Raw genomic sequence first — 18,615 nt, forward strand, 5'->3', positions numbered from 1 at the left:
CGGCCCGTCCGGGCCGCTCAGGGCTTGGTATCTTCTTCGTGCGACGGGTATTCGTTCCAGTGCAGCTTTTTGCGCAGCGTGGCGTAGTGGCTGTAGCCGACCGGGTGCAGCATCGGCACCGTATGACGCGAGCGGCGCACTTCGATCGTGTCGCCCAATTCCAGCGAGGTGAACGACTGCATGTCGAAATTGACGTTCACTTCGCGGCCCGAAACGATCTGGATGCTTACCTTCGAGTCGTCCGGCAGCACGATTGGCCGGTTCGACAGCGCATGCGGCGCGATCGGCACCAGCACGATGCCTTGCAATTGCGGGTGCAGGATGGGCCCCTGCGAAGACAGCGCGTAGGCGGTTGAACCCGTAGGCGTGGCGACGATCAGGCCGTCCGAGCGCTGGTTGTACATGAATCGCCCGTCCACCGAGACATGCAGTTCCGCCATGCCCGAGAAACCGCTGCGGTTGACCACTACGTCGTTGAAGGCAAGCGCGTGATAGATCGGGTTGCCGTCGCGCATGATGCGCGCTTCAAGCAGCATGCGCTCTTCGCGCTCGAAGTTGCCGGAGAGCATTTGCGGCACGATCTCGCGCATGTCGGAGATCGGAATGTCGGTAATGAAGCCGAGCCGCCCGTGGTTGATGCCGATCAGCGGCGTGCGGTAGGGCGCAAGCTGGCGGCCAATGCCCAGCATCGTGCCGTCGCCGCCCAGCACCACCGCAACGTCGGCACGCGCGCCGATCTCGGCGGGACGCAGCGCCGGATAGTCGGTGACGCCGATTTCGGCGGCGGTGTCGGCTTCGAACACGACCTCGAAGCCGCGCCTCGCGATGCACGAGGCGAGCTCGGTCAGCGGCTCGCCAATGCCCGGCGTATTGTTGCGCCCGACGAGCGCGACGGTCTTGAACTGGCTAGTCACTTGCATGCCGGCATTACACCATAGGTAGGGCCTGAAAAGAACCGCAGACAGACCCGGTAGCGAGCCTGCTCAAGCGGGCGCCAGCGGCTTGGGCGATTATCGTTAGAATGGTGAAATCTTGATGACATGCGCGCCGGATCTAGTCCGGCGGCGCGATAGTCAGGGGGTGGCGCCGTTAGCGCTCGCTGTAGTCGTGTCATTGAGCTAAAATTTTCCGTCATGCTAGATCCCCGCGCACAAACCCTCCTCAAAACGCTGATCGAGCGCTACATCGCCGAAGGTCAGCCGGTCGGCTCGCGCACGTTGTCTCGTTATTCCGGCCTCGAACTGAGCCCGGCGACGATCCGCAACGTGATGTCCGACCTCGAGGACCTGGGGCTCGTGATCAGTCCGCATACGTCAGCGGGCCGCATTCCGACGCCGCGTGGCTACCGGCTGTTCGTGGATACCATGCTGACGGTGGAATCCGCCGCGGACGAAGAAGCGGTGATGCGTATCGTCAAGACAACGCTGCAGGCGGGCGAACCGCAGAAAGTCGTCGCCGCGGCGGCCAGCGTGCTGTCCAATCTGTCGCAGTTCGCCGGTGTGGTGCTTACGCCGCGCCGCAGCCACGTGTTCAAGCAGATCGAATTCATGCGCCTGTCGGACAAGCGCATCCTGCTGATCATCGTGACGCCCGAGGGCGACGTGCAGAACCGCATCATGGCGACCCAGCGCGACTTCTCGCCTTCGCAGCTGGTGGAGGCCTCCAATTACATCAACGCGCACTTCGCGGGCCTTTCGTTCGACGACGTGCGCCGCCGCTTGCGCGAAGAAATCGACGAGTTGCGCGGCGATATGACCACGCTGATGCACGCTGCGGTCACGGCCAGCACGGATGAATCCGATACCGGCGAGACCGTGCTGATTTCCGGCGAGCGCAACCTGCTCGAAGTTGCCGACCTTTCGTCGGACATGGCGCGCTTGCGCAAGCTGTTCGATGTGTTCGACCAAAAGACCAGTCTCCTTCAGTTGCTCGACGTGTCGAGTCACGCCGCGGGCGTGCAGATTTTTATCGGCGGCGAGTCGAATCTCGTGCCGATCGAGGAAATGAGCGTGGTGACCGCGCCTTACGAGGTGAACGGCAAGATAGTCGGCACGCTCGGCGTGATCGGGCCGACCCGCATGGCCTACAACCGCGTGATTCCGATTGTCGACATCACCGCGCGGCTGCTTTCCCTCACGCTGAGTCAGCAGTAACCCAGCAATCCAGTAGCAGCCGGCAGTCGCTCCCGCTCACCGCTGGCTGCGGCACTCCATGCAGCAAATGATGCGCGACCGCGCGCGGCTTGCCAATTGGCCGAATGGCCAGGGGTCCCTGGCGGACCTCGCAACGGACCGCGCCGCTATAATGAATTCCACCTGAACCGACTCTCCGCCCCAAGCGGTTATCTCTGTTGCCTATGCGCTTCGACCTCGAGCGGCCTTCACAGAACGCCACGTCACACCGTGTCGCCGTGCTGCTGATCAATCTCGGCACGCCCGACGCGCCGACGCCGCGCGCGGTCCGTCGCTATCTTGCGCAGTTCTTGTCCGATCCCCGCGTGGTCGAAATTCCGGCGCTGCTCTGGCAGGTGATGCTGCAGGTGCTGATTTTGCCGTTCCGCAGCCGTGCGTCGGCGAAGAAATACGCGGCTGTGTGGATGCCGGAAGGCTCGCCGCTGCGAGTCTTCACGGCGAAGCAGGTAGAAGGTTTGCGCCATCTGCTGCAATTGAACGACTATACGGTGCTGGTTGACTATGCCATGCGCTATGGCACGCCCGGCATTCCGGCCATGCTGAACCAGCTCAAGCTGGCGGGCGCCGAGCGGGTGTTGCTGGTGCCCATGTATCCGCAATACTCGTCGTCGACCACGGCCACGGCCTTCGACGACGCCTTTTCGGCTCTCCGGCGCATGCGCAATCAGCCGGAAATCCGCACAGTGCGGCAGTACGCCGATCATCCGGCGTATATCGCCGCGCTTGCCGCTCAGGTGCATCACTACTGGCATCAGCACGGCCGGCCGGATTTCGCGGCAGGGGACAAGCTGGTGCTGAGTTTTCACGGCGTACCCAAGCGCACGATGGATCTCGGCGATCCGTACCACGAGCAATGTCAGCAGACCGGCGCATTGTTGATGCAGGCGCTGGGATTGACGCAGGTGGAATGCCGCATGACGTTTCAGTCCCGGTTCGGCAAGGCCGAATGGCTGCAGCCATACACCGCCCCCACGCTGAAGGAATTGGGCTCGGCGGGCGTGCGGCGTGCCGACGTGTTCTGTCCGGGCTTTACCGCCGATTGCCTTGAAACGATTGAAGAAATTGGCATGGAAGTCCGCGACGAGTTCCTGCATGCGGGTGGCAAAGAGTTTCATCGGATTCCCTGCGTGAACGCCTCGCAGCCGTGGATCGCCGCGCTGGGCGAAATCGTCGCTCAGAATCTGCAGGGCTGGCCCGTGCAGGCGGTGCCGGTGCCGTACACGACTGGGGCGTAAGCAGGCTCATGAATTACAGGATTTCTACCGAACCGGGCGCGAAGCTGCGCATCGACAAATGGCTTTGGGCGGCGCGCTTCTTCAAGACCCGCTCGCTCGCGGCGGATGCCGTCGACAAAGGACATGTGCGGATCGGCGGCGCCAGCGTCAAGCCGGCGAAAGACGTACGCGTCGGCGACCTGGTCGAGATCGAGATCGAGCGGATTGTGTGGCAGGTGGCGGTACTGGGCGTGTGCGACGTGCGTGGCCCAGCCAGCGTGGCGCAGACGCTTTACGCGGAAACCGAAGAGAGCAGGGTGAAGCGGCAGGTCGAACAGGAGCGGCGCAAGACGTACCGCGAGCCGGCCGCCGCTTTACACGGCAGGCCGACCAAGCGCGACCGGCGCACTATCGACAAACTTTCAGGTGGGGATTGAACAATTGTTCCATCGTCGCATGCACACCGCCGTACTCGGTGGTGTGATCGTTGACGGCCCCGGACATGCAGATGGTCGTGGTGCCCGCGATCAGTACCAATGCGACCACTGATATTGCAAAGGTCAGTTTCACGGTGCTCCCCTTGGGAAGATTCAGAATGAAAACGGGCGAATCAGGTGGAATTGAAAAATGTCGGTAAGGTTTACGTTAGATTAGGGTTAACGCGTCTTTTCCGATGCTTTATTGGAGGATAGGCCACTTGTGGAGCGCACTCAATCTCAATCTGATTGCGACGCAATAATGGTTGTAACCGGGCATTTCTGTCACGCGCGCTCGGCGCGAAAAGTTCCGCGAGAGGCGCTTGAAATGGGTCTTTCCGGCCCCATCTCCCGTTTCGATCCGCGCTGACGCGTCAGGTTGTGCGCCAGGTTGTCTGTCGCAATTTTGCAACGCACAAATGGCGCTAGCTTAGACGCGTTGCCGCCACCGTTAGCTTTAACTTTTTTTACGACTTTCAGCGACATGGAAAACACGCAAGAGAACCCGACGAGCCAGAATCCCACGCCCGCCGACGAAACCGCGCGCCAGGCCGCCGAGGCCGCGGCGCCCCAGCAGGAAGCGGCGGCAAACGCTGCTCCTGAAGCACCGGCAAGCGGTGCTGAAACTGCATTGGCCGAAGCGGAGGCGAAGATCGCCGACCTGCAGGAGAGCTTCCTGCGGGCGAAGGCTGAGACTGAGAACGTGCGCCGCCGCGCCCAGGAAGATGTCGCCAAGGCCCACAAATTCGCGATCGAAAGCTTCGCTGAGCATTTGCTGCCGGTGGTCGACAGCCTCGAAGCGGCCGTTGCCCACTCGTCCGACGACCTGCAAAAGGTTCGTGAAGGCGTCGAACTCACGCTGCGCCAGCTCTCCGGCGCGCTGGAGAAGGGCCGCGTCGTTGCGCTGAACCCGGTCGGCGAGAAGTTCGATCCGCACCGTCACCAGGCTATTTCGATGGTGCCGGCCGACCAGGAGCCGAACACCGTTGTCGCCGTGCTGCAAAAAGGCTTCGTGATCGCCGACCGCGTGCTGCGTCCGGCCCTCGTGACCGTCGCGGCGCCGAAGTAAGCATCGCGAGCCGCAGCACAAGCTCGCGTCGCACGCCGCGTCTCAAGCCGAATTTCAGCCGTTCCGCCTGACAGGCCCCGTGATGGCCAATATTCCCGTCGGCGCCACTGCGTTCGCCGTCTTCGGCATGCAGGAGTTCAGCGCCGGGTAATTCGGCGCCTGGCTGGCCGAATGGTTTTTGATTCACAGGGCAAGCGCCTCGGCCAGGCAACCGGCTGGCGCGTCTTTGGGCAATTCGAGCCGGCGTTCGCGGCCGCGCGAGACGAGATCCGGGCGGCCAATGTGGTCGGTAGCACGGCAAGTGGTGAAAAAAGCGGCAAAAGTTCGACCGATTGAAAAAAATTAAAGACCGCATCGTAAAAGAGGTCTTGAAAACGATGCGGACGCACTTATGTTGAGTGCAGGTAGGAATTGAGAGCGGATCGCCGTACCGCCAGATGGGCAAAAACGGCGATTCCCGCAGCGATCAAAGTCAGGAGATTAGTAAAAATGGGCAAAATCATCGGCATCGACCTCGGTACGACCAACTCGTGCGTGGCGATCATGGAAGGCAATTCGGTCAAGGTGATCGAGAACTCGGAAGGTGCGCGCACCACGCCGTCGATCATCGCTTACATGGAAGACGGCGAAATTCTCGTCGGCGCGCCGGCTAAGCGTCAGTCGGTCACGAACCCGCGGAACACGCTGTACGCCGTCAAGCGCCTGATCGGCCGCCGCTTCGAAGAAAAAGAAGTGCAGAAAGACATCGGTCTGATGCCGTACAAGATCATGAAGGCCGACAACGGCGACGCATGGATCGAAGTGCGCGACCAGAAGCTCGCACCGCCGCAAATCTCTGCGGAAACGCTGCGCAAGATGAAGAAGACCGCTGAAGATTACCTCGGCGAGCCGGTCACGGAAGCTGTGATTACGGTTCCCGCGTACTTCAACGACAGCCAGCGTCAGGCAACCAAAGACGCAGGCCGCATCGCCGGTCTGGAAGTGAAGCGGATCATCAACGAACCGACCGCAGCGGCATTGGCATTCGGTCTGGACAAGGCTGAAAAGGGTGACCGCAAGATCGCCGTGTTCGACCTGGGCGGCGGCACCTTCGACATTTCGATCATCGAAATCGCCGATGTTGACGGTGAAATGCAGTTCGAAGTGCTGTCCACGAACGGCGACACGTTCCTCGGCGGTGAAGACTTCGACCAGCGCATCATCGATTACATCATCGGCGAGTTCAAGAAGGAGCAAGGCGTCGACCTGTCGAAAGACGTGCTCGCACTGCAACGCCTGAAGGAATCGGCTGAAAAGGCGAAGATCGAACTGTCGTCGAGCCAGCAAACCGAAATCAACCTGCCGTACATCACGGCCGACGCGTCGGGTCCGAAGCACTTGAACCTGAAAATCACGCGCGCCAAGCTGGAAGCGCTGGTTGAAGAGCTGATCGAACGCACCATCGAACCGTGCCGCACGGCGATCAAGGACGCAGGCGTGAAGGTCGGCGAGATCGACGACGTGATTCTGGTCGGCGGTATGACCCGTATGCCGAAGGTGCAGGACAAGGTTAAGGAATTCTTCGGCAAGGATCCGCGCCGTGACGTGAACCCGGACGAAGCCGTCGCCGTTGGCGCCGCGATTCAAGGCCAGGTTCTGTCGGGCGACCGCACGGACGTTCTGCTGCTCGACGTGACCCCGCTGTCGCTCGGCATCGAAACGCTCGGCGGCGTGATGACGAAGATGATCAACAAGAACACGACGATCCCGACCAAGCACGCACAGGTCTACTCGACGGCTGACGACAATCAGGGCGCCGTGACGATCAAGGTGTTCCAGGGCGAACGCGAAATGGCAGCGGGCAACAAGCTGCTGGGCGAGTTCAACCTCGAAGGCATTCCGCCGGCACCGCGCGGCACGCCGCAGATCGAAGTGAGCTTCGACATCGACGCGAACGGCATTCTGCACGTCGGCGCGAAAGACAAGGCGACCGGCAAGGAAAACCGCATCACGATCAAGGCGAACTCGGGTCTGTCCGAAGCCGAAATCGAAAAGATGGTGAAGGACGCCGAAGCGAACGCGGAAGAAGATCACAAGCTGCGTGAGCTGGCTGATGCCCGCAACCAGGGCGACGCGCTGGTCCACAGCACGAAGAAGGCGCTCACCGAATACGGCGACAAGCTCGACGCCGGCGAGAAGGAAACGATCGAAACCGCGCTGAAGGACCTCGAAGACACGCTGAAGAGCGGTTCGAGCGACAAGGCCGCGATCGAAGCCAAGATCGAAGTGGTGGCGACCGCCTCGCAGAAGATGGGCGAGAAGATGTACGCCGACATGCAGGCAGCGCAAGGTGCCGAAGCAGCGGCAGCGGCAGCGGGCGCGGCAGGTGCGGGCGCATCGGCGAACGGCGCGAGCCAGCCGCAAGACGACGTGGTTGACGCCGAGTTCAAGGAAGTCAAGAAAGACTAAAGCCAGGTCGCATTTCGACCGTAAAGCCGCACACAACTCTGTGTGCGGCCCGGCTGCACTGGGGACTGCGTCCATTCGGGCAGCAGGAACGTGCAAGAGCGGTTATCACGCCTGGCGAGCCTTTGCGGCTCTCCGGGCACATTTGTTTTATGGAGGGCGTTGTTTGAACCGCCTGAAAGCGGTGTGAACAACGGCCGGACGAGTCGCAAGACTCCAGCATTCAAGAGGAGCCACCGCGTCGCATTGCGCGAGTGGCGTTGAACCGATATGGCGAAACGGGATTACTACGAGGTTCTGGGCGTCGCAAAGAACGCGAGCGACGACGAAATCAAGAAGGCTTATCGCAAGCTTGCGATGAAGCACCACCCCGACCGCAATCCGGGCAACAAGGATGCGGAAGAGCATTTCAAAGAGGTGAAGGAAGCCTATGAAATGCTGTCGGACTCGCAAAAGCGTGCTGCGTACGATCAGTACGGCCACGCGGGCGTCGATCCGAACATGGGCGGAGCCGGTGCGCAAGGCTTCGGCGGTTTTGCCGATGCGTTCGGCGATATTTTCGGCGACATCTTCGGCCAGGCGGCCGGCGGTGCCGCACGCGGCGGCGGCCGTGCAGGCCCGCAGGTGTATCGCGGCGCCGACCTGCGCTACAGCATGGAAATCACGCTGGAACAGGCCGCGCACGGCTACGACACGCAGATTCGCGTGCCGAGCTGGGTGTCGTGCGAAATCTGTCACGGTTCGGGCGCGAAGCCCGGCACCAAGCCGGAAACTTGCCCGACCTGTAGCGGCTCGGGTTCGGTGCGGATGTCGCAGGGCTTCTTCAGCATCCAGCAGACCTGCCCGAAGTGCCACGGCACGGGCACCTATATCCCCGATCCGTGCGGCCACTGCCACGGCGCGGGCAAGGTGAAGGAAACCAAGACGCTGGAAGTGAAAATCCCGGCAGGTATCGACGACGGCATGCGTATCCGCTCGGCCGGCAACGGTGAGCCGGGTATCAACGGCGGTCCGTCGGGCGATCTGTACGTCGAGATTCACATCAAGCAACACTCGGTGTTCGAGCGCGACGGCGACGACCTGCATTGCCAGATGCCGATTCCGTTCACCACGGCGGCGCTCGGCGGCGAAATCGAAGTGCCGACCCTCGCGGGCCGCGCGAGCTTCACGGTGCCGGAAGGCACGCAGTCGGGCAAGACCTTCCGTCTGCGTGGCAAGGGTATCAAGGGGCTGCGTTCGAGCATTGCCGGCGATCTGTACGTGCACGTGCAAGTCGAAACGCCTGTCAAGCTCACCGAGCCGCAGCGCGAGTTGCTTCAACAATTCGAGAAGGCACTTGTAGAGGGCGGCGCGCGGCACAGCCCGCAGAGCAAGAGCTGGTTCGATCGGGTGAAGAGCTTCTTCGATTAATCGCGGTTTGATTTGGCGGTAAGCATGAGGGCAGATGAGCGCGACGCAGTGTTCGCGTTGCTCGACGATTGCGACGCGACGGCGGCGCGCCGTTCGAGTCGTCTGTACATGGGTTTTGTGCATGAACGGGTTTGCGCGGACGCCGCGCAGCTTGAAGTCGTGTGCGAGACCGTGGCCGCGGATACGCGGCGTGGTCTGCATGCCGTCGTGCTTGCTGACTACGAGTTTGGCCGGCGTCTTCTCGGCGGCGACCATTCTCACCGGGCATTGAAAGAAACGCAGCGTGGCGATGCCACGCTGCGTTTTTTATTGTTTGAACGTTGCGAGAAACTGTCGCGCGACGACGTCGATGCGTGGCTCGTGGGACGCGACGGTGGCGCGACCGAGGCGTCGGTGGCGGGCACGGCGAACGTGCGCGCGAGCGTCGATCCCAAGCAATTCAACGAAGCGATCGACGCGATCCATGCCGCTCTGCGCGCGGGCGATTCTTATCAGGTCAACTACACGTATCGACTTGGTTTCGATGTATTCGGCTCGCCGACCGCGCTTTATCGGCGCCTGCGGGTCCGTCAGCCGGTGCCGTACGGTGCGTTGATCGCGTTGCCGGGAGACGCGTGGGTCCTGTCGTGCTCGCCGGAGTTGTTCGTCGAGAAGGAGGGCCCCATGTTGCGCGCCCGGCCGATGAAAGGCACGGCGCCGCGATCAGCCGATCCCGTGGCCGATCGTCATGCGGCCGAATTCCTCGCAAACGACCCGAAGAATCGCGCCGAGAACGTGATGATCGTCGACCTGTTGCGCAACGATCTGTCGCGCGTGGCGCAGACGGGCTCGGTTCACGTGCCGGCGCTGTTTTCGGTCGAGCCGTATGCGTCGGTCTGGCAAATGACGTCGACGGTGCATTCGACGTTGCGCGCCGGCACGTCTTTCGCCGAGATCATGCGCGCGCTCTTTCCATGCGGCTCGATCACCGGTGCGCCCAAGCACCGCACAATGCAATTGATCGACGCGCTCGAAAGCACGCTGCGTGGACTCTACACGGGCGCAATCGGCTGGCTTGATGCACCCTCGACGGCCACCAGCGAAGACGGCTGCGGCGACTTCTGCCTGTCCGTTGCGATCCGTACGTTGACTTTAAGCCCGGCCGCGCAGCCGGGTGAGCTGCAAGGCAAGATGGGCGTTGGCGCAGGCATCGTGCTCGACAGCGTCGCCGCCGACGAATATGCGGAGTGCCAATTGAAGGCCAGCTTTCTGACCGGCGCGGAGCCGGGTTTCGAGCTCTTCGAGACGATGTATGCGACGCAAGAAGCAGGCGTGCGCTATTTGTCGCGCCATCTCGCACGACTCTCGGCGAGCGCCGCGACGCTGGGTTTCAAACTCGACAGCGAAAACGAAATTCGCGCGCAAATCGCGGAGAAATGTGCGGCCTTGCCGACGCAAACCCCGCACCGTATGCGCCTCGCATTGAGCAAAAACGGCGCGGTGCAAATAGCAGCCGCAGTGCTGGCGCCGCTGGCCGGCGAGACCGTCGGAGTGCTGCTCGGGCCGGACCACGCGTTCCCCGCGATGCAGGCCGATGATCCGCTGCTGCTGCACAAAACCACACGCCGCACCGAATTCGATCGCGGCTGGCGCGAAGCGGAAGCGAAGGGTGCTTTCGACACGCTGTTTTTTAATGAACGCGGCGAGTTGACCGAAGGCGGCCGGTCGAATGTGTTTGTGAAGCTGGAAGGGCGGTGGTGGACGCCACCATTAACGTCAGGCGTACTGCCCGGGATCATGCGGGGTGTGCTGCTTGAGGATCCCGATCGTCACGCGGCTGAACGCGTGCTGAATCGAGTCGATGTGCTAAATGCCGAAGCGCTTCTGGTGTGCAACGCACTGCGAGGGGCGATACAGGCGCACGTGCTGGGCTAGGGTAGGGCCAATGCGCTGCGGGCTTTAGGGGCGTTAGGGGCGTTAGGGGCTTTAGGCGTTGCGTGCCGCAGCCAGCTGCTCAACTGTGGCGAACACGCAGCAGGCGGGCCACCCAGGCGAACAGGCGTGCGTGCAACGTGGATTCCCGCCCGTCATGCGGTGCGGTGGCGTGTTTGCGGATTCCCGCTACGTCGATCAGGCAAAAGGGGCTCATGGTCATCTCTCTTCGGCAAGCGGCAGAGCCGCGTTAACAAGGTAGACGAAGATAGACGACCAGGTTTCAAGGTGATATCAGACGGGTCCCAAAACAGACGCGAATGGGCCCATTTGATGTGATCCGCCAGCAGACCGGGTGCTTAAAACGTGTGCTCCGGCCCCGGAAACGAGCCGTCCTTCACCGCATGCACATACGCTTCCACGGCGGCCTGGATGTTCGGCTGCCCCTGCAGGAAATCCTTCACAAAGCGCGGCCGCTTGCCGGGGAAAATCCCCAGCATGTCATGCAGCACGAGCACCTGACCCGAGCACTCAACGCCCGCGCCGATGCCGATTGTCGGAATCCGCAATTGCTTCGTGACTTCACTTGCGAGCAGCGTTGGGATCGCTTCCATGACGATCAGTTGGGCGCCCGCATTCTGCACGGCGAGCGAGTCACGCAACAACTGGCTCGCGCCGGCCTCGGTCTTGCCCTGCACCTTGAAGCCGCCAAACGCATGCACCGATTGCGGTGTGAGACCGACGTGCGCACACACCGGAATCGACCGTTCGACCAGAAAACGCACCGTATCCGCGAGCCACTCACCGCCCTCGAGCTTCACCATCTGCGCGCCGGTGCGCATGAGTTCCACCGAGCTCCTGAAGGCGTCCTCCGGCGTGCCGTAGGTGCCGAACGGCAGGTCGGCGACCACCAGCGCCGAGGGCCGCGCCCGCGCGACGCTTGCCGTGTGATACGCGATCTCGGTAAGCGTTACCGGCAGCGTCGTAGTCTGGCCTTGCAGCACGTTGCCGAGCGAGTCACCGATCAACAGCACGTCGACACCCGCGCGATCCAGCAGCGCGGCAAAGCTCGCGTCGTAACAGGTCAGCATGGCGATCCTTTCGCCGGCGTCGCGCATTGCCTGCAGTTTCGGCACGGTGATGGCGTTCCGGCTCGCTTCCTGCAAATAGGTCATGGGGAAAATCCGTTGGAAAAAGAGGAGGCGCGCCGCTTAAAGCGACGTGCCTTTAACAAAGAATTCCTTGCGGCCACGCATGGTTTCGATGCGTTCGGCGAGTAGCGCAAGGTCCGCGTCCGAGTCGAGCGGATTCAGATGTTCGGCATTGACCGTCAGCACGGGCGTGCGGTCGTAATGATAGAAAAATTCGTTGTAGGCGTCGCAGAGCGCGTGCAGATATGCATCGGAAATCTGCAGTTCCATTGGCACGGCGCGTTTCTGGATGCGTGCGAACAGCACTTCGGGACTGGCTTGCAGGTAGACCACGAAATCTGGCGCCGGCGCGCTCACGTCGATTCGCGCGGCGAGGGCGCGATACAGATGCCACTCGTCTTCCTGCAGGGTCAGACGCGCGAAGATGTCGTTCTTCTGCGTCATGAAATCGGCGATCAGCGGTGTGCCCGCCACGTGCGCGGCCGCCACGTCCTGGGCCTGCTGCGCGCGCTGCAAGGCGAAGTGCAATTGCGCGGGCAGCGCGTAACGCGCGGTGTCGCGATAAAAGCGCTCGAGAAAGGGATTGTCCTGTGGCCGCTCGAACAGTTCCTGCATCGACCAACGCTGAGCGAGCCGCCGCGCGAGCGATGTCTTGCCGACGCCGATTGGACCTTCAATCGCAAGATAGCCGAAGGGCGGGCGCAGTTGCGGTGCGGTGACGGTGAGCGGTGGTGAATTCATTCGCAATGGCCCTTGTCGCCTGCAGGGGCGCCGCCAGGCAATGCATTGAGCATTGGACACTGGCAGGAGCCCTTGACCTTCTCGATACGTTGATCGCTCACGCCGTCAAGCAAGGTCTCGGCACGGCCGTATTGCGGGATGATCAGCGCCGCGTCGATCTCGACGAGCGGCACGAGTGCAAAGGCGCGTTCGATCAAACGCGGATGCGGCACGATCAGATCGGCTTCGTCGATCGATTGATCGCCGAACAGCAGGATGTCCAGATCGAGCGTGCGCGGGGCGTTGCGAAACGGCCGTTCACGGCCGAACTGATGCTCGATCTTGTGGCACAGCGCGAGCAGATGCCGCACGGGGAGTGTCGTATCGACCTTCACGACACAGTTGAAATAATCGTCACCACCCGCGTCGATCGGGGCGGTGCGATACAGGCTCGACTTGGCGAGCACGGTGATGGTGTGCTGTTGGGCCAGGCACACCACCGCGTCTTTCAGGGTCTGGCGCGCGTCCCCGAGATTCGCGCCGAGGCCGAGATAAGCAACCGTCATGGCATAACTTCCTGCAACTATCGTTCGACGGCAACCGCCAACGCCGTGTCAGTCTTCGTGCGAGCCGTCATGGCCCGCGTCGTTGGCTGTGCGTTCTGGCGTGCCGCCCTCCATTCCGTCGCCCGGTTTGCGGGTCCTGGCGCCACTGCTGCGCCGCCGTCGTTTTCTGGGGCTTCGGTCCTTCCCGCCTTGCGTGAGCAAGGTCTCACGCGCAGCGACGTCTCCTTCGATGAACTCCGTCCACCACGCACCGACCGACTCGTCGAGTTCGCCCGATTCGCAGCGCAACAGGAGGAAATCATACCCCGCTCTAAATCTTTGGTGTTCCAGCAGCTTGAGCGCACTTCTACCCGAGCGTTTCTCGAGGCGCAGCTGCAGGCCCCAGATCTCGCGCATATCCGACGAAAAGCGCTTGTGGATCGCGAGTTTCTCGGTTTGCATGTCGAGGACGTCGTCCATCGCGTGATGCAGGGCCGGCACCGGATATTCGCCGTTCGCTTCAAATTGCTGCGAGCGCGTCTGGACGTCGTGCCACAGCAGTGTGGCGAACAGGAAGCCCGGCGAAACCGGCTTGCCGGCGCGCACGCGGGCGTCCGTATTGGACAGCGCGAGCGTGATGAATTTCTCGCCGATCGGCTGCTCCAGCACCACGTCGAGCAGCGGCAGCAGGCCATGATGCAGGCCTTCCTGGCGCAGACGCTTCAAACAGGCAAGCGCGTGGCCCGACAGCATCAGCTTGAGCATCTCGTCGAACAGACGCGCGGCCGGCACGTTGTTGATCAGATCGGCCATTTTGGCGATCGGCGCGCGGGTCGTGTCTTCGATCTCGAAGTCGAGCTTGGCGGCAAAGCGCACCACGCGCAGCATGCGTACCGGATCCTCGCGATAACGCGTGGCCGGGTCGCCGATCATGCGCAACAGACGCGCGCGCATGTCGGCCATGCCGTTGTGATAGTCCAGCACGGTTTGCGTGGCCGGATCGTAGTACATCGCGTTGATCGTGAAATCGCGGCGCGTGGCGTCTTCGTGCTGTTCGCCCCAGACGTTGTCGCGCAGCACGCGGCCGCTGGCGTCCACCGCATGCGTGCGGCGGTCGAGCTCGTCGCGCTTCAGGCGGCGCGGCGGCGCTGCGTCGGCCGCGGGCGGATCGACCAGCGCACGGAACGTCGAGGTTTCGATGATTTCCTGGCCGAACTGCACATGCACGATCTGGAACCGGCGACCGATGATGCGCGCGCGGCGGAACAGCTTCTGCACCTGTTCGGGGGTGGCGTCGGTCGCGACGTCGAAGTCTTTCGGCTTGATTCCGAGCAGGAGATCGCGCACCGCACCGCCGACGATAAACGCGCGGTGCCCCGCCTCCTGCAGGCCTTCGGTAACGCGAATCGCGTTCCTCGAGATCAGCGATTGATCGATGCCATGCACGTCGTGCGGAATGATGACCGGCACGTCGGGGTCACGCACGGCTTTGGCCGCTGGGCGTGCCGGTTTGCGGCGCGCTTTGCTGGCGCTGGACGCGTTGCGTGCCGGCGCGGAGCCGGCTTCGTCTGCTTCGGCTTCGGCTTCGGCCGGCGGGGTGTCGTCAGCGGGCGCCGAGTCCTGGCCGAATAGCTTGCGGATAAGTTTTTTGATCACGAGGGTTGAAAGAGTTCGAGGATGCGCCAGCCTTTGGCCTGCGCATGGGCGCGCAATGTGTCGTCGGGATTGGTCGCGATCGGATCGGTGACCTTTTCGAGCAGCGGGATGTCGTTGTGCGAGTCGCTATAGAAATAGCTGTGCTCGAAGTCGCTCCAGGTCTTGCCGAGCGAAGCCAGCCACGCCTCGGTACGGATGATCTTGCCTTCCTTGTAGCTCGGCGTGCCGGTGGGGCGGCCGGTATACGGCGAATGCGGCTGGCCGTCCACGGTTTCCGCTTCGCAGGCGATCAGCGCGTCGACACCGAACGCCTGAGCGATCGGGCGGGTGATGAATTCGTTGGTTGCGGTGACCACGCAGCAAAGATCGCCGGCTTCGCGGTGCTCCCTGACCAGTTCCAGTGCGACCGGGAAGATCGCCGGCTTGATCACTTCATGCATGTACTGCGCGTGAAGGTCGGCAAGCTGAGCGCGCGTGTACTTCGAGAGCGGCGTGAGCATGGCGATCAGATACGCGTGAATGTCCAGCTTGCCGGCTTTGTAGTCGGCGAAAAAGCGGTCGTTTTCACGGGCGAAATTTTCCGCGTCGACCATGCCTTGTTTCACCATGAAGCGGCCCCATTCGTGGTCGCTGTCGGTGGGAATGAGGGTGTGGTCGAGGTCGAAGAGTGCGAGGTTAGCCATGGGGGCCTATTTTACTTGAAGCGGCGGCGGCGGGGGACGTGGATGAAGCGGCGGGTGACCCGGACGAGGCGGGTGCGGTTCGCCGATCGTCGGCGTCAGGCGAGGCCAGCATGGTGCGTAAAAGCGGCAGCGTGACCGCGCGTTTCTGTTCGAGCGAGAAGCGGTCGAGCGCGTCGAGCAACGCCATCAGGCTCGGCATGTCGCGGCGAAAATGCGTCAACAGGTAGGCGGGGACGTCGTCGGCCAGCATGATGCCGCGCTCGCGCGCCGCGTGTTTCAGCACGGCGGCCTTGCCTTCGTCCGGCAGTGGGGCGAGGTGGAACACGAGGCCCCAGCCGAGGCGTGTGCGCAGATCTTCGCGCACCGTCATGCCGATCGGCGGCGCATTGCCTGCGGCGACGAGCGCGCTGGTGGGATGCGCGCGCACTTCGTTGAACAGGTTGAACACGGCAATCTGCTGCGCGGCGGACAGGCCGTCGCAATCGTCGATCGCATACAGCGCGACGCGCGGGTCGAATGTGAAGGCGGCGAGGCTGCTCTGCGGACTGGCAAAGCGCGCATGGCCCGGCGGCGCTTCGTGGACCAGCGCCTGCAGCAGATGCGTGCGACCGCTGCCGGTTTCGCCCCAGATGTAGAAGGTGCGATCGGCCACTGGCCCGGCCGCGAGCGCGTTGTCGAGCTCGCGCAGGCGCGTGACCAGCTCGGCGTTGGCGCCGGCGAAGAAATTGTCGAATGTCGATGGCGGCGGGGTGCCGAGATCGAGCGTCAGTTGACGAAGCACAGTAGGTTAATGCCGAAAATGAGGCTTAGGCTGCAAATGGCCCGGACCTCGGGCCCTAAAACGTCAATAAAAAGTCAACGAGCGGTCAACGAGCAGTCAATGAACGTCAGTGACTCAGTTGTTGTAAAGCGTGCTCGTCAGATAGCTCTGACGCAACTCGCGCATCGCGACCGACAGAATCGCGCTGACCGGCAGCGCCAGCAGCACGCCGAAAAAGCCGAACAGCTGACCGAACGCGAGCAACGCGAAGATGACCGCGAGCGGGTGCAGGCCGATCCGTTCGCCGACGAGGCGCGGCGTGAGATAAAAGCTCTCCACGATCTGGCCGACGCCGTAAATCAGCGCGACCGCGCCGAAGCCGTACCAGTCGCCGAACTGTAGCAGTGCCGCGAGCAGCGCCAGTGCGAGCCCGGTTGCAAAGCCGATGTACGGGATGAACACGGCGAGGCCCGTGAAAATACCCACCGGCAGCGCGATCTCGAAGCCCGCGATCGTCAGCGCAATCGCATAGTAGACCGCGAGGACCCCCATCACGAGCAACTGGCCGCGCAGGTATTGCGACAGCATCTGGTCCATGTCGCGCGCGAGCTGCAGCGTTTTGTCGAGCCAGCGGCGCGGCACTACGATCTGCAGGCGAGCGAGCATGCGGTTCCAGTCGTACAACAGATAAAACAGCACGAGCGGCACCATCACGAGGTTGCCGACCACCGTCATCATCACGTTGCCGCTGGTGCGGATCGAGGTCCATGCATAAAGCGCGACCTGCTGTGCGCTGCCTTCGAGCTGCCCCATCACGAGATCGCGGATACTGGCGAAATCGAGCGAGTCGGCGAGGCCCAGCATCGCAAGCTTGGGCTGCAGCCAGGCGCTCACGTGCGCAAACAGCACGGGCACTTGCTGCTTCAGCTGCGGCCCTTCTTTCTGGATGACGGCCAGCACCAGCAGTACGAGCATCGTCATCAGCAACGAAAACAACAGCATCATCAGTAAGGCGGCGAGTCCGCGCGGCACGCGCCGGCGCACCATCCACGCGACGCCCGGTTGCAGAATGTACGCGAGAATGGCGCCGAGCAGGAAGGGCGTGAGGACGGGACTCAGTAGCCAGAGCAGAATGCCGACAACCAGCGCAATCGCCAGCCAGATGAACGCGCGGCGCTGTACAGGTGTCAGGATGGAGGAGTTCTGTTGCAAAGTTGTTTCCCAGGTGTCGTCAGAACCGGACGATTCAAATTCCAGCCGGACGGCCGGCATCGGGTAAAATCGCATTTTACCGACCTTCGAGCTCTTCCCCATGAATCAACCGAAATCCGCCCAGCATTCAACTGATTCGGCCCAAGGTTTGTCGTATCGCGACGCCGGCGTGGACATCGACGCGGGCGACGCCCTTGTCGACGCGATCAAGCCCTTTGCCAAAAAGACGATGCGCGACGGCGTGCTGGGTGGCATCGGCGGGTTTGGCGCGCTGTTCGAAGTGCCGAAGAAGTACAAGGAGCCGGTGCTGGTTTCGGGCACCGACGGCGTCGGCACCAAGCTGCGCCTCGCGTTCCAGCTGAACAAACACGACACGGTCGGCCAGGATCTGGTGGCGATGAGCGTGAACGACATTCTGGTTCAGGGTGCCGAGCCGCTGTTCTTCCTCGATTATTTTGCTTGCGGCAAGCTGGACGTCGGTACCGCGGCAACGGTCGTGAAGGGTATCGCGCATGGCTGCGAACTGTCGGGCTGCGCGCTGATCGGCGGCGAGACGGCCGAAATGCCAGGCATGTATCCGGACGGCGAATACGATCTGGCCGGTTTTGCGGTCGGCGCGGTGGAAAAGAGCAAGATTATCGACGGCAGCACGATCGCCCCGGGCGACGTGGTGCTGGGCTTGGCTTCGAGCGGCGTCCATTCGAACGGTTTTTCGCTGGTGCGCAAAATCATCGAGCGTGCACAACCTGATCTGAATGCGGATTTCGATGGCCGAACGCTCGCTGACGCGTTGATGGCGCCTACGCATATTTACGTGAAGCCTTTGCTGGCCTTGATGCAGCAGATCGCCGTCAAGGGTATGGCGCACATCACCGGCGGCGGGCTGGTCGAGAATATTCCGCGTGTTCTGCGCGAAGGTCTGACGGCCGAGCTGGATCACCGCGGCTGGCCGATGCCGCCGCTGTTCTCGTGGCTGCAGAAGCACGGTGGCGTGGCGGATGCGGAAATGCACCGCGTGTTCAACTGCGGGATCGGCATGGCGGTGGTTGTTTCCGCGGCCGATGCCGACGCTGCGATCGCGTCTTTGTCGGCGGCTGGCGAGCAGGTCTGGAAAATCGGCGTGATTCGCGAGAGCGCGGCCGGCGAAGCTCAGACGGTCGTCATCTAACCA

18 protein-coding genes are annotated in these 18,615 nt (G+C 62.5%); 9 read left to right on the forward strand and 9 right to left on the reverse strand.

The genetic code is table 11. The features are described from left to right. Positions 1-17: 17 nt before the first annotated feature. Positions 18-920, reverse strand: a complete 903-nt coding sequence (locus B0G76_RS37435) for an NAD kinase (protein WP_120297728.1) — start codon at positions 918-920, stop codon at positions 18-20. Between the two features lie 213 nt (positions 921-1,133). Between B0G76_RS37435 and hrcA the strand changes: the two genes are divergently transcribed. The 8 genes from hrcA to pabB all read left to right on the forward strand — a co-directional run bounded on the left by hrcA (position 1,134) and on the right by pabB (position 10,720). Further along, positions 1,134-2,153: a heat-inducible transcriptional repressor HrcA gene (gene hrcA, locus B0G76_RS37440; protein WP_054040981.1), complete on the forward strand. Its 1,020-nt coding sequence runs from the start codon at positions 1,134-1,136 to the stop codon at positions 2,151-2,153. Between the two features lie 203 nt (positions 2,154-2,356). Continuing rightward, positions 2,357-3,427 (forward strand): ferrochelatase, encoded by a 1,071-nt coding sequence (gene hemH / locus B0G76_RS37445; protein ID WP_120297729.1) that lies wholly within the window; start codon positions 2,357-2,359, stop codon positions 3,425-3,427. Between the two features lie 8 nt (positions 3,428-3,435). Further along, complete coding sequence (locus tag B0G76_RS37450; protein WP_120297730.1) at positions 3,436-3,843, forward strand: RNA-binding S4 domain-containing protein; 408 nt, start codon at positions 3,436-3,438, stop codon at positions 3,841-3,843. A 523-nt stretch (positions 3,844-4,366) separates the two neighbouring features. Further along, on the forward strand, positions 4,367-4,951 hold the full coding sequence (grpE, locus tag B0G76_RS37455; protein ID WP_120297731.1) for a nucleotide exchange factor GrpE: 585 nt from the start codon (positions 4,367-4,369) through the stop codon (positions 4,949-4,951). A 171-nt stretch (positions 4,952-5,122) separates the two neighbouring features. After that, positions 5,123-5,287, forward strand: a complete 165-nt coding sequence (locus B0G76_RS44670) for a hypothetical protein (RefSeq protein ID WP_310793970.1) — start codon at positions 5,123-5,125, stop codon at positions 5,285-5,287. Between the two features lie 153 nt (positions 5,288-5,440). Continuing rightward, on the forward strand, positions 5,441-7,399 hold the full coding sequence (gene dnaK / locus B0G76_RS37465; RefSeq protein ID WP_120297732.1) for a molecular chaperone DnaK: 1,959 nt from the start codon (positions 5,441-5,443) through the stop codon (positions 7,397-7,399). 267 nt (positions 7,400-7,666) lie between these two features. Next, the gene (gene dnaJ, locus B0G76_RS37470) at positions 7,667-8,806 is read left to right on the forward strand and encodes a molecular chaperone DnaJ (protein WP_120297733.1); all 1,140 of its coding nucleotides are present in this window, start codon (positions 7,667-7,669) and stop codon (positions 8,804-8,806) included. A 24-nt stretch (positions 8,807-8,830) separates the two neighbouring features. Continuing rightward, positions 8,831-10,720 (forward strand): aminodeoxychorismate synthase component I, encoded by a 1,890-nt coding sequence (gene pabB, locus B0G76_RS37475; RefSeq protein ID WP_120297734.1) that lies wholly within the window; start codon positions 8,831-8,833, stop codon positions 10,718-10,720. Positions 10,721-10,799: 79 nt separating this feature from the next. On the opposite strand, the gene B0G76_RS44410 is transcribed toward pabB, so the two are convergent. The 8 genes from B0G76_RS44410 to B0G76_RS37510 form a co-directional block, all read right to left on the reverse strand. Next, positions 10,800-10,934 (reverse strand): hypothetical protein, encoded by a 135-nt coding sequence (locus tag B0G76_RS44410; protein WP_259460936.1) that lies wholly within the window; start codon positions 10,932-10,934, stop codon positions 10,800-10,802. Between the two features lie 142 nt (positions 10,935-11,076). Further along, positions 11,077-11,892 carry a 3-methyl-2-oxobutanoate hydroxymethyltransferase gene (panB, locus tag B0G76_RS37480; RefSeq protein WP_120297735.1) on the reverse strand — a complete coding sequence of 272 codons (816 nt, stop codon included), beginning with the start codon at positions 11,890-11,892 and terminating at the stop codon, positions 11,077-11,079. 36 nt (positions 11,893-11,928) lie between these two features. Beyond that, positions 11,929-12,609 (reverse strand): deoxynucleoside kinase, encoded by a 681-nt coding sequence (locus B0G76_RS37485; protein ID WP_120297736.1) that lies wholly within the window; start codon positions 12,607-12,609, stop codon positions 11,929-11,931. Further along, complete coding sequence (gene folK, locus B0G76_RS37490; protein WP_120297737.1) at positions 12,606-13,154, reverse strand: 2-amino-4-hydroxy-6-hydroxymethyldihydropteridine diphosphokinase; 549 nt, start codon at positions 13,152-13,154, stop codon at positions 12,606-12,608. Before folK ends, B0G76_RS37485 begins: the two co-directional genes overlap by 4 nt. Positions 13,155-13,202: 48 nt before the next feature. Beyond that, positions 13,203-14,789 carry a polynucleotide adenylyltransferase PcnB gene (gene pcnB / locus B0G76_RS37495; RefSeq protein WP_120297738.1) on the reverse strand — a complete coding sequence of 529 codons (1,587 nt, stop codon included), beginning with the start codon at positions 14,787-14,789 and terminating at the stop codon, positions 13,203-13,205. Then, on the reverse strand, positions 14,786-15,472 hold the full coding sequence (locus tag B0G76_RS37500; protein ID WP_120297739.1) for an HAD family phosphatase: 687 nt from the start codon (positions 15,470-15,472) through the stop codon (positions 14,786-14,788). Before B0G76_RS37500 ends, pcnB begins: the two co-directional genes overlap by 4 nt. Further along, positions 15,465-16,253 carry a DnaA regulatory inactivator Hda gene (hda, locus tag B0G76_RS37505; protein WP_120297740.1) on the reverse strand — a complete coding sequence of 263 codons (789 nt, stop codon included), beginning with the start codon at positions 16,251-16,253 and terminating at the stop codon, positions 15,465-15,467. The genes B0G76_RS37500 and hda overlap by 8 nt, the downstream gene beginning before the upstream one ends. Before the next feature lie 114 nt (positions 16,254-16,367). After that, positions 16,368-17,444, reverse strand: a complete 1,077-nt coding sequence (locus B0G76_RS37510) for an AI-2E family transporter (RefSeq protein WP_120298084.1) — start codon at positions 17,442-17,444, stop codon at positions 16,368-16,370. 100 nt (positions 17,445-17,544) lie between these two features. Between B0G76_RS37510 and purM the strand changes: the two genes are divergently transcribed. Next, positions 17,545-18,612: a phosphoribosylformylglycinamidine cyclo-ligase gene (purM, locus tag B0G76_RS37515; RefSeq protein ID WP_120297741.1), complete on the forward strand. Its 1,068-nt coding sequence runs from the start codon at positions 17,545-17,547 to the stop codon at positions 18,610-18,612. The last annotated feature ends 3 nt before the right edge of the window (positions 18,613-18,615 follow it).

The organism is Paraburkholderia sp. BL23I1N1 (genome assembly GCF_003610295.1).
GTDB lineage: Bacteria > Pseudomonadota > Gammaproteobacteria > Burkholderiales > Burkholderiaceae > Paraburkholderia.

Coding starts and splice junctions, on each gene's coding strand:
- B0G76_RS37435 (WP_120297728.1), bottom strand. CDS start 920: ATGCAAGTGACTAGCCAGTTCAAGACCGTCGCGCTCGTCGGGCGCAAC.
- hrcA (WP_054040981.1), top strand. CDS start 1,134: ATGCTAGATCCCCGCGCACAAACCCTCCTCAAAACGCTGATCGAGCGC.
- hemH (WP_120297729.1), top strand. CDS start 2,357: ATGCGCTTCGACCTCGAGCGGCCTTCACAGAACGCCACGTCACACCGT.
- B0G76_RS37450 (WP_120297730.1), top strand. CDS start 3,436: ATGAATTACAGGATTTCTACCGAACCGGGCGCGAAGCTGCGCATCGAC.
- grpE (WP_120297731.1), top strand. CDS start 4,367: ATGGAAAACACGCAAGAGAACCCGACGAGCCAGAATCCCACGCCCGCC.
- B0G76_RS44670 (WP_310793970.1), top strand. CDS start 5,123: ATGGTTTTTGATTCACAGGGCAAGCGCCTCGGCCAGGCAACCGGCTGG.
- dnaK (WP_120297732.1), top strand. CDS start 5,441: ATGGGCAAAATCATCGGCATCGACCTCGGTACGACCAACTCGTGCGTG.
- dnaJ (WP_120297733.1), top strand. CDS start 7,667: ATGGCGAAACGGGATTACTACGAGGTTCTGGGCGTCGCAAAGAACGCG.
- pabB (WP_120297734.1), top strand. CDS start 8,831: ATGAGGGCAGATGAGCGCGACGCAGTGTTCGCGTTGCTCGACGATTGC.
- B0G76_RS44410 (WP_259460936.1), bottom strand. CDS start 10,934: ATGAGCCCCTTTTGCCTGATCGACGTAGCGGGAATCCGCAAACACGCC.
- panB (WP_120297735.1), bottom strand. CDS start 11,892: ATGACCTATTTGCAGGAAGCGAGCCGGAACGCCATCACCGTGCCGAAA.
- B0G76_RS37485 (WP_120297736.1), bottom strand. CDS start 12,609: ATGAATTCACCACCGCTCACCGTCACCGCACCGCAACTGCGCCCGCCC.
- folK (WP_120297737.1), bottom strand. CDS start 13,154: ATGACGGTTGCTTATCTCGGCCTCGGCGCGAATCTCGGGGACGCGCGC.
- B0G76_RS37500 (WP_120297739.1), bottom strand. CDS start 15,472: ATGGCTAACCTCGCACTCTTCGACCTCGACCACACCCTCATTCCCACC.
- purM (WP_120297741.1), top strand. CDS start 17,545: ATGAATCAACCGAAATCCGCCCAGCATTCAACTGATTCGGCCCAAGGT.